General features: G+C 71.4%; 6 protein-coding genes. 2 read left to right on the top strand and 4 right to left on the bottom strand.

What is annotated here, in order from left to right:
* Positions 1–131: 131 nt before the first annotated feature.
* The gene (locus tag B7767_RS24525) at positions 132–914 is read right to left on the bottom strand and encodes an HNH endonuclease family protein (RefSeq protein ID WP_085574102.1); all 783 of its coding nucleotides are present in this window, start codon (positions 912–914) and stop codon (positions 132–134) included.
* A 163-nt stretch (positions 915–1,077) separates the two neighbouring features.
* Between B7767_RS24525 and B7767_RS24520 the strand changes: the two genes are divergently transcribed.
* Positions 1,078–1,263 (top strand): antitoxin, encoded by a 186-nt coding sequence (locus tag B7767_RS24520; protein WP_085574101.1) that lies wholly within the window; start codon positions 1,078–1,080, stop codon positions 1,261–1,263.
* A gap of 75 nt (positions 1,264–1,338) precedes the next feature.
* On the opposite strand, the gene mfd is transcribed toward B7767_RS24520, so the two are convergent.
* From mfd to B7767_RS24505, 3 genes are all read right to left on the bottom strand, one after another.
* Positions 1,339–4,872, bottom strand: coding sequence for a transcription-repair coupling factor (gene mfd / locus B7767_RS24515; protein ID WP_085574100.1), 3,534 nt, complete (start codon positions 4,870–4,872; stop codon positions 1,339–1,341).
* 298 nt (positions 4,873–5,170) lie between these two features.
* A complete protein-coding gene (locus B7767_RS24510) occupies positions 5,171–7,750 on the bottom strand; it encodes an ABC transporter permease (RefSeq protein WP_085574099.1) in 2,580 nt (859 codons plus the stop codon).
* Positions 7,747–8,535 (bottom strand): ABC transporter ATP-binding protein, encoded by a 789-nt coding sequence (locus tag B7767_RS24505; protein WP_085574098.1) that lies wholly within the window; start codon positions 8,533–8,535, stop codon positions 7,747–7,749. Before B7767_RS24505 ends, B7767_RS24510 begins: the two co-directional genes overlap by 4 nt.
* A gap of 471 nt (positions 8,536–9,006) precedes the next feature.
* On the opposite strand from B7767_RS24505, the gene B7767_RS24500 reads away from it, so the two are divergent.
* A partial coding sequence (locus tag B7767_RS24500; protein WP_179167267.1) for an MFS transporter occupies positions 9,007–10,426 on the top strand: 1,420 nt, incomplete at its 3' end.

Raw genomic sequence — 10,426 nt, 5'->3', positions numbered from 1 at the left:
CGCGCGCCGCACCGCGCCCGCCCCCTCCGCCCGGCCGCCGTGACGACCACCGGGCTCCACGCACCCGGCCCCGCCCCGGCCGTCCTCGGCGAACGGCACGCGTCCAAGAAGCGCGGCGCCGCCCGGACCGCTCAGCCGCCGCACTGCTGGAGCATCATGCGCTTGTCGGCCGGCGTCACCGGCATCTCGTACTCGACGGCGACCTGGGCGAAGCGGACCGCGTACGCGCACCGGACCCGCCTGTCGGGCGGCAGCCAGGCCGCGGGCCCGGAATCGCTCTTGGCCGAGTTGGCGCCGCCCTCGACCGGGATCAGGTTGAGCGGGTCGTTGGCGAGCCGCTCGCGCTTGCTCTCCGACCAGCGCGACGCGCCCATCTGCCAGCTGTAGGACAGCGGCACCACGTGGTCGATCTGGACCTCGGCGGCCTCCTGCTTGCGCCACTCGATGGTCGTGCCGGTGTACGGGTCGGCCAGGGTCATGGCGACCACCACGCAGTCGGACCCGGAGCGGAAACGCAGGTCCTGGCCGTCGCGTTGCAGCAGGTCGTTGCGGGTGTCGCAGCCGTTCCTCGCGAGCGGCACTCCGTCCGCCGTGTCCATCCAGGCGTAGCCGAACTCGTCCCGGTCGTAGCCCGTCTTCGGTCCGCGGCCCTTGGTCGTCACCTTCTCGATGAGGTCGACGGCCTCGGCCCGGTCCGACTCACCGGTCACGGACGCGAGGCCCGGTCCGGTGCCCTCGGGGTTGTCCAGCGGGCTGACGGCGCGCCCGTCGGAGGCGGCGGCGCCCCCGCTCTCGTCACCGGCCGGGGACTCCGCGTCCGGGATTCCCTCGCAGCCGGCGAGGAGAGCCACCGCGGCGATCACCGCCGGGCCCGCGCTCCGGGCCCGTATGCCCCATCCCTTGTTCCGCGTCACTGTGCCCCTCCTTCGCTCATCCGACTCCTGCCCTGACGGGGGCGGATCGTGCCGGATCTCACCGTAACGAGTGAGAGGTCCAGACCAATCTGGTACTACACGGGCATTCGCCGCAAAGCGCGCGTATCGTCGGTTCCGAGTCTTCTCCGGAAGGAGCTCCCGCATGGGCATCCTCGACAAGTTCAAGAGCAACAAGGCGGCACGCGACAAGGCCAAGCACGCCTCGGACACCGCGGAACGGAAGATGAACGAGAGGACCGGCGGCAAGTACGAGCAGCAGATCGACACCGGGCAGCAGCAGGCCGAACGCCGGCTCGACATGGACCGCGACCGTCCCGACCAGCCGTAAGGCCGCGCGCACCCGTCAGGGCCGTCCACGGCGACCTCACGCCGTGGACGGCTTCCCGTTGGCGTCGGTGACCCGTCAGGACCCCAGGACCGACGTCAGGAACTCCCCGACCCAGCCCAGCAGGTCCCGCCCGACCAGCGGCTTGCCGCCCACCTTCGCGGTCTTCGGGCGCGGGACCAGCACCTGGTGCGCGGCCGCCTTGATGACCGTGCCGGGGTACAGGCGCTTCAGGCGCAGTTCCTGGGACTCGCGCAACTCCACCGGCGCGAAGCGGACGTTGTTGCCCTGGAGCACGATCTCGCCGACACCGCACGCGCGGGCCAGCATCCGCAGGCCCGCCACCAGCAGCAGGTTCTCCACCGGCTCCGGCAGCTTGCCGTAGCGGTCGACGAGTTCCTCGCGCACGGCCTTGATGTCGTCCTCCGAGTTCGCGGAGGCGATCGACCGGTACGCCTGGAGGCGCAGCCGCTCGCCGGGCGCGTAGTCGTGCGGGACGTGCGCGTCGACGGGCAGCTCGATCTTGACCTCGAGCGGCGGCTCCTCCTCGATCTCGCCGGTCTCCAGCTGACGCCGGTAGTCCGCGACCGCCTCGCCGACCATCCGCACGTACAGGTCGAAGCCGACGCCCGCGATGTGCCCGGACTGCTCGCCGCCGAGCAGGTTTCCGGCGCCGCGGATCTCCAGGTCCTTCATCGCCACGTACATGCCCGCACCCATCTCCGTGTGCTGGGCGATCGTCGCGAGCCGCTCGTGCGCGGTCTCCGTCAGCGGCTTCTCCGGCGGGTACAGGAAGTAGGCGTACCCGCGCTCCCGTCCTCGTCCCACCCGGCCGCGCAGCTGGTGGAGCTGGCTGAGACCGAAGTTGTCGCCGCGCTCGACGATCAGGGTGTTGGCGTTGGAGATGTCGATGCCGGACTCGACGATCGTCGTCGACACCAGCACGTCGAACTTCTTCTCCCAGAAGTCGACGACGACCTGCTCCAGCGCCGACTCCGACATCTGGCCGTGGGCGGTGGCGATGCGCGCCTCGGGCACGATCTCGCGCAGCCGGGCCGCCGCGCGGTCGATGGACTCGACCCGGTTGTGGATGTAGAAGACCTGGCCCTCGCGCAGCAGCTCGCGGCGGATCGCGGCGCCGATCTGCTTCTGCTCGTAGGGCCCGACGAAGGTGAGCACCGGGTGCCGCTCCTCCGGCGGGGTGGTGATCGTCGACATCTCGCGGATGCCGGTGACCGCCATCTCCAGGGTGCGCGGGATCGGCGTGGCGGACATGGTCAGCACGTCGACGTTGGCGCGCAGCTTCTTCAACTGCTCCTTGTGCTCGACGCCGAAGCGCTGCTCCTCGTCGACGATGACCAGGCCGAGGTCCTTGAACTTGGTCTCGGACGAGAACAGGCGGTGGGTGCCGATGACGACGTCCACCGAGCCCTCCCGCAGACCCTCCATGGTCGCCTTCGACTCGGTGTCGGTCTGGAAGCGGGACAGCGCCTTCACGACCACCGGGAACTGCGCGTACCGCTCGCTGAACGTGCCGAAGTGCTGCTGCACCAGCAGCGTGGTGGGCACGAGCACGGCGACCTGCTTGCCGTCCTGTACGGCCTTGAAGGCGGCCCGGACCGCGATCTCGGTCTTGCCGTAGCCGACGTCGCCGCAGATCAGGCGGTCCATGGGGACCGACTTCTCCATGTCCTCCTTGACCTCGGCGATGGTGGTGAGCTGGTCGGGGGTCTCCGCGTAGGGGAAGGCGTCCTCCAGCTCGCGCTGCCAGGGCGAGTCGGCGCCGAAGGCGTGGCCGGGGGCGGCCATGCGGGCGCTGTAGAGCTTGATCAGGTCGGCGGCGATCTCCTTGACCGCCTTCTTGGCGCGCGCCTTGGTCTTGGTCCAGTCGGCGCCGCCCAGGCGGTGCAGGGTGGGGGCCTCGCCGCCGACGTACTTGGTGATCTGCTCCAGCTGGTCGGTGGGGATGTACAGCCGGTCGCCGGGCTGGCCGCGCTTGGCGGGGGCGTACTCCACGACCAGGTACTCGCGGGTGGCGCCCTGCACGGTGCGCTGCACCATCTCGATGTAGCGGCCCACGCCGTGCTGCTCGTGGACGATGTGGTCTCCCGCCTCCAGGGTGAGCGGGTCGATGGTCTTGCGGCGCCGGACCGGCATCCGGGCGCCCTCCCGGCCGGATGCCTTCTGGCCGGTCAGGTCGGTCTCGGTGAGCACGGCGAGCCTGAGCGCCGGGTCGACGAAGCCGTGGTCGATGCAGCCGCAGGCGACGTGCACGACGGACGGGGTGATCCCGCCGAGGTCCGTGTCGAGGCGGGCGGCGATGCCCTCGCCGCCGAGCACCTCGACCGTGCGGGCGGCCGGGCCGTGGCCCTCGGTGACGAACACCGTGCGCCAGCCGTCGGCGAGCCAGCCCTTGGTGTCGGCGAGGGCTCTGGCCGTGTCGCCGCGGTAGGTCTCGGGGGCGTGCATGCCGAGCTTGAGCGTGTCCGCGTCGAGCTCTTCGTCGGCGGCGAACGGCGACACCGACCACCACATCATGTCCAGCTCCCGGGCCCGGTCGCGGACGTCCGCGATGGACCACAGGGAGGCGGCGCCGACGTCGATGGGCGCCTCACCGCCACCGGCGGTGGCCGCCCAGGACGCCTGGAGGAACTCCTGGCTCGTCGCCACCAGGTCGGCGGCCCGGGTCCGCACCCGCTCCGGGTCGCAGACGACGGCCATGGCGCCCTTGGGCAGCACGTCCAGCAGCAGCTCCATGTCGTCGACGAGGACGGGCGCCAGGGACTCCATGCCCTCCACCGCGATCCCCTCGGCGATCCTGCCGAGCAGTTCCCCCAGCTCCGGGTGCCGTTCGGCGAGGACCCGCGCACGCTCCCGTACGTCCTCGGTGAGCAGCAGCTCGCGGCAGGGCGGGGCCCACAGGCCGTGCTCGGCGACCTCCAGGGAGCGCTGGTCGGCGACCTTGAAGTAGCGGATCTCCTCGACGTCGTCGCCCCAGAACTCCACCCGCAGGGGGTGTTCCTCGGTGGGCGGGAACACGTCGAGGATGCCACCCCGTACGGCGAACTCGCCGCGCTTCTCGACCAGTTCCACGCGCGCGTACGCGGCGGCGGCGAGGGCTTCGACGACCTCGTTCAGGTCGGCGCTCCGCCCGGTCCGCAGGGAGACCGGCTCCAGGTCGCCCAGGCCCTTGACCTGCGGCTGGAGCACGGAGCGCACGGGCGCGACGACGACGGAGACCGGGCCGGTCTCGGGGTCGTCGGGGCGGGGGTGGGCCAGGCGGCGCAGCACGGCGAGGCGGCGGCCGACGGTGTCGCTGCGAGGGCTGAGACGCTCGTGCGGCAGCGTCTCCCACGACGGGTACTCCACGACGCCCTCGGGCGGGAGCAGGGAGCGCAGGGCCGCGGCCAGGTCCTCCGCCTCGCGTCCCGTGGCCGTCACCGCCAGTACGGGGCGGCCGGTGTCGCGGGCCAGGGCGGCGACGGTGAAGGGGCGGGCCGCGGGCGGGCCGACCAGGTCGACGTGCATGCGGTTGCCGTCCGCGGCGGCCGCGATCGCTTCCGCGAGAGCGGTGTCCTTGACTACGGCGTCGAGCAGACCGTGCAGGCTCATTCGGGGCGCTTTCCGTCCGGGGGTGTGCAACACGTCGGGCCCGACGCGCGCGGCGGGCCGGGGTTGTCCAGCGTACGTCGCTGGACGACCCCGGCGCCTGGGCTGTGGACAACGTCCACCGACCGGTGAGCGGTGCCGGTGCCCGGCTCCCGGAGGTCCCGCCCTCTGGGCCCCCGTCCGGCCCTGGACGGGCCCCGTCCCCGGACGCCGGACTGGCCGAACGGAACGCCCGGCGCCGGAAAGCCCCCAAGGACTTCCCGGCGCCGGGCGTTTCCCCCGCAACCCCCGTATGCGGTGGCTAGTCGGTGGCGATGGCGTTCAGGACGTTCATGCGGCCGGCGCGGAAGGCCGGGACCAGGGCGGCGAACAGGCCCACGAAGGCCGAGCCGATGAACACTCCGATGATCGTCGGCCACGGGATGTCGAGGACCTTCAGGCCCTCCAGGGCGAGCAGCTGCTGCGCGGTGGCGCCCCAGCCCATGCCCAGGCCCAGGCCCAGCAGGGCACCGAAGAGGGCGATCACGACCGACTCCATGCGGATCATGCGGCGCAGCTGCCGGCGCGAGAGGCCGATGGCCCGCATCAGGCCGATCTCCCGGGTGCGCTCCACGACCGACAGGGCGAGGGTGTTCACCACACCGAGGACCGCGACGACGATCGCCAGGGCCAGCAGACCGTAGATCATGTTCAGCAGCTGGCCGATCTGGTCCTTCAGCGCCTCCTTGTAGTCGGTCTGGTCGCGCACCGTGTACTGCGGGTAGTCGTGCAGCGCGTCCTTCAGCGACGTGTACGCGGCGTCGGTCTGCCCGCCCTTCGCCGAGGCGAAGAGCAGCGTGTCCAGCGGCATCTTGTCGGCCGGCACGTATGTGGCGAGGGTGTCGATGGACGTGTACATCGCGCCCGCGTCGACGACTCCCTCACTGCTGGTGATCGCCCGGACCGTCAGCGTGCCCGTCTCGCCGTCCTTGAACGCGATCTCGATCCGTGAGCCGAGCTTGATGCCGTGGTCCTTCGCGAAGTCCTCGTGGACGGACATCGAGCCGGGCTCGTAGGCGTCGCCGAGCTTTCCGGCGACCGTCTCGACCCGCAGGTCGGTCGCGTACGTCGGGTCGGCCGCCGTGATCGCCGTGTCCTTCAGCGTCTTGCCGTCGGGCGTGGTGAAGTCGGCCTCGGTCCACTTGTACTCGGTGACCCGGTCCACCTCGGGTGACGCCTTCACGGCCTCGACGGCCTGCGGGGTGATCAACTGGCCGCTGTCGGACTGGATGATGAAGTCCGTGCCGACGGCCTTGTCGAGCTCGTCGGTGGCGGACGCCACCATGGAGGAGCCGACCACGGACAGGCACGCCACCAGCGCGAGCCCGATCATCAGCGCGGCGCCCGTCGCACCGGTACGGCGCGGGTTGCGCAGGGCGTTGCGCTCGGCCATGCGGCCCACCGGGCCGAAGGCCCGCAGCAGGATCGCGCCGAGGACCCGCACCACACCGCTCGCCAGCACCGGGCCGATGACGACGAAGCCGATCAGGGAGAGCACCACGCCCAGGCCCAGCCACATCGAGCCGTCCGTCGCCTTGTCCGCGCTGCCCGCCAGGTACAGGGCGAAGGCGCCGGTGCCGGTGAGGACCAGGCCGATCCCACCGCGTATCCAGCCGGCCCTGGCGTCCGCCGGGGTGCCGGCGTCGCGCAGCGCGGCCATCGGGGAGATCTTCCCGGCCCGCCGGGCGGGCAGGTAGGCGGCGAGGACCGTGACCACCACACCGAGGAGCAGTCCGATCGCGGGGGTCGTCCAGGCCACCGTGAGGTCGTCCGTGGACAGCTCCATGCCCATCATGCCCATGAGCTTCATCAGCCCGACCGCGAGTCCGACACCCGCGCCGACCCCGAGGACCGAACCGAAGACGCCGAGCAGCAGCGCCTCGACCAGCACCGAACGGTTGACCTGCCTGCGGGACGAGCCGATCGCCCGCATCAGGCCGATCTCCCGGGTGCGCTGGGCGACCAGCATGGAGAAGGTGTTGATGATCAGGAAGATGCCGACGAGGAAGGCGATCCCGGCGAAGCCGAGCATCGCGTACTTCATGACGTTCATGAACTCGCCGACGCTCTTCTGGTTGGCCTCCGCGGTCTCCTCGGCGGTCTGCACCTTGTAGGCGCCACCGAGCTCGGCCGCGACGTTCTTCTTCAGCTGCGCGTCGCTGACGCCGGACGCGGCGGTCACGTTGACGTTGGTGTAGACGCCGCTCTCGCCGACCAGGGCCTGCTGCGCGGTCCTGGTGTCCAGGTAGAAGATCGCCGCACCGGGGTTGGTGACCGTGAAGTCGGCGATGCCTGAGACCTTCGCGGTGAGCGTGCCGACCACGCTGATCACGCCGATCTCGTCACCGAGCTTCAGGTCGTGCTTGTCGGCGGTGTCGGCGTCGACCATGACCTGGTCCGCGCCCTTGGGCGCCGCACCGGAGGTGATCTCCATGGTGCGGGCGTCGTTGCCGTTCCAGCTGCCGACGATGGTCGGGCCGCCGCTGGTCGGCGAGAGGCTGTCCTTGTCGCCGTCGACGACGGTCACCGAGGTGGAGAACACCGTGCCCTCGGCCGACTTCACGCCGTCCGCGCCCTTGACCTCGTCGAGCACGGAGGCCGGTATCACCGGCGGCTTGCCGTTGTCCGCGGTCGTCTCACCGCTGTCGGAGGCGCCCTTGGCGCTCACCGTGACGTCCGAGGAGGTGGCCGCGAACAGCTTGTCGAACGTCGTGTTCATGGTGTCCGTGAACACCAGCGTGCCGCACACGAACGCCACCGACAGCAGCACCGCCACCGCGGACAGCGCCATCCTCCCCTTGTGCGCGAAGAAGTTGCGCATGGAGGTCTTCAGGACGGTCATGACGTGCGCCCCCGGGCGTCGAAGTCCTTCATGCGGTCCAGGACCTGCTCGGCCGTCGGCTGGTGCATCTCGTCGACGATGCGGCCGTCGGCGAGGTACAGCACCCGGTCCGCGTAGGAGGCGGCCACGGGGTCGTGGGTGACCATCACGATGGTCTGGCCCAGCTCGTCCACCGAGCGGCGCAGGAAGCCGAGCACCTCGGCGCCGGCACGGGAGTCGAGGTTTCCGGTCGGCTCGTCACCGAAGATGATCTCCGGCCGGGCCGCCAGCGCCCGCGCCACCGCGACCCGCTGCTGCTGGCCGCCGGAGAGCTGCGTCGGCCGGTGCTTGAGCCGCTCCGCGAGCCCGACGGTCTCCACCACCCGGTCCAGCCACCCCTGGTCGGGCTTGCGGCCGGCGATGTCCATGGGCAGCGTGATGTTCTCGATCGCGTTCAGCGTCGGCAGCAGGTTGAACGCCTGGAAGATGAAGCCGATCCGGTCCCGGCGCAGCCGCGTGAGCTTCTTGTCCTTCAGACCGGTGATCTCGGTCTCGTCCAGGTAGATCTGCCCGGACGTCACGGTGTCGAGCCCGGCGAGGCAGTGCATCAGCGTGGACTTGCCGGACCCCGAGGGGCCCATGATCGCGGTGAACCGACCGCGGGCGATGTCCACGTCGACGTGGTCGAGGGCGACGACACGGGTCTCCCCGGACCCGTACGCCTTCACGACCTGCCGCGCCCGCGCGGCAACGGCCGTGCTCCCTCCAGTGCCCCCGTGCCTGGGAATGGTCACAGCCGATGTCACGGTAAGTCTCCTATGTCGGTCAGCAGATGAAAGCGGTGTTCCGGCGCCCGCCCGTCGTACCCGGCGGCCGCTTCGTGCGTGTTCGTGCGACGTGATTCAGTCTGGCGGCCGGCAGGGGTCCCGCGCCCTGGTGTTCAGCGCAGTCTTGTACTGAGGAAAACCCCACCCCCGCCGGTACGGTGCGCCGCCCCCCAGCGGCGTGAAGCCAGGTCGCGCTGCCCCTCAGCGGCGTAAAGCCAGGTTAAGGACGACCCCCGCCCCGTCTCGTCCTCCGACGGTACGAACCCTCCCCGACCCGTAGTACGGAGGTACCCCTAAGGGCTCTCCTCCGATGGGCTGACACCGTCTCAGGGTCGGCTCCACCCACAGGCCCATACAGGCTCCACCCTCCCGCGACGTGTGGGTCAAGTGCGAAGCTGTGCGGCGGCGGACAGGTGCAAGGGGCAATCAACCGCGAGGGAGGCACTCCGGGTGGACGGCACCAGACCGGTGACACGCGACAGCGGGCGGCCCGCCGCGACCGGACGGCGCGGAGCCGTCGTCGCCGCGCTGATGCTCGCGATGGCCCTGGCGGCACTCGACTCCACCATCGTGGCCACGGCCGTCCCCCAGATCGTCGGCGACCTGGGCGGCTTCTCCTACTTCTCCTGGCTCTTCTCCGGCTACCTGCTGGCCGTCACGGTCACCCTCCCCGTCTACGGCAGGCTCTCCGACACCTTCGGCCGCAAACCGGTCCTCGTCGCGGGCGCCGCGCTGTTCCTGCTGGGCTCGCTGCTGTGCGCCGCGGCCTGGAACATGGCCGCGCTCATCGCGTTCCGCATCGTGCAGGGCCTGGGCGGCGGCGCGCTCCAGGGCACGGTGCAGACCCTCGCCGCCGACCTGTACCCGCTCCGGGAACGCCCGAAGATCCAGGCCCGCCTCTCCACCGTGTGGGCCCTCTCCGCGGTGGCCGGCCCCGGCATCGGCGGGCTGTTCGCCTCCTACGCCGACTGGCGCTGGATCTTCCTCGTCAACCTTCCCGTCGGAGCGGTGGCGTTGTGGCTGATCGTCCGTCACCTCCACGAACCGCGGCGGGAGAACGGCCGCCACGCGCGCGTGGACCGGGCGGGAGCGGTCGCGATCTTCGCCTGCGGGGGCGTCCTCATCACCGCGCTCGTGCAGGGCGGGGTCGCCTGGCCGTGGCTGTCCGCCCCGTCGCTCGCCCTGTTCGCGGCGGGAGCCGTCCTCCTGGCGGTCGTGGTCGTGGTGGAACGCCGCGCGGCGGAGCCGATCATCCCCGGCTGGGTGTGGCGCCGCCGTACGATCGCCGCCGTCAACCTGGCCCTCGGCGCCCTGGGCCTGCTGATGGTGGCCCCCACGGTCTTCCTGCCCACCTACGCCCAGTCCGTCCTCGGCCTCACCCCGGTGGCCGCCGGATTCGTCCTCTCCGTGTGGACGCTGACCTGGCCGGTGTCGGCCGCCCTCAGCCAGCACGTGTACCGCCGGATCGGCTTCCGCAGCACCGCGATGCTCGGCATCGGCACAGCCGCGCTCGTCCTCTTCGCGTTCCCCTTCCTGCCCTACCCCGGCCGGGCGTGGCAGCCGACCCTGCTGATGCTGCTGCTGGGCGCGGCCCTCGGCCTGTTCCAGCTGCCCCTGATCATCGGGGTGCAGTCGTCGGTGGAGTGGGAGGAACGCGGTACGGCGACCGGGTCGGTCCTCTTCTGCCGGCAGACCGGCCAGACCGTCGGCGCGGCCCTCTTCGGCGCGGTCGCCAACAGCGTCCTGGCCGCACGCCTGGGCGGCGCGAGCGACCTGGACTCCGTCACCCGCGCCCTGGACGCCGGCGCCGTCCCCGAGGCGACCCGCCGGGCCGTCGCGGACGCCGTGCACGCGGTCTACCTCGGCGCGG

The sequence above is a fragment of the Streptomyces sp. 13-12-16 genome, assembly GCF_002114215.1.
Classification (GTDB): Bacteria; Actinomycetota; Actinomycetes; order Streptomycetales; family Streptomycetaceae; genus Streptomyces.
This window is presented reverse-complemented; position numbering and strand designations above follow the sequence as displayed.

Excerpts from the sequence above, each read along its gene's own strand:
- mfd (WP_085574100.1), bottom strand. The coding sequence starts at position 4,872 with ATGAGCCTGCACGGTCTGCTCGACGCCGTAGTCAAGGACACCGCTCTC.
- B7767_RS24520 (WP_085574101.1), top strand. The coding sequence starts at position 1,078 with ATGGGCATCCTCGACAAGTTCAAGAGCAACAAGGCGGCACGCGACAAG.
- B7767_RS24510 (WP_085574099.1), bottom strand. The coding sequence starts at position 7,750 with ATGACCGTCCTGAAGACCTCCATGCGCAACTTCTTCGCGCACAAGGGG.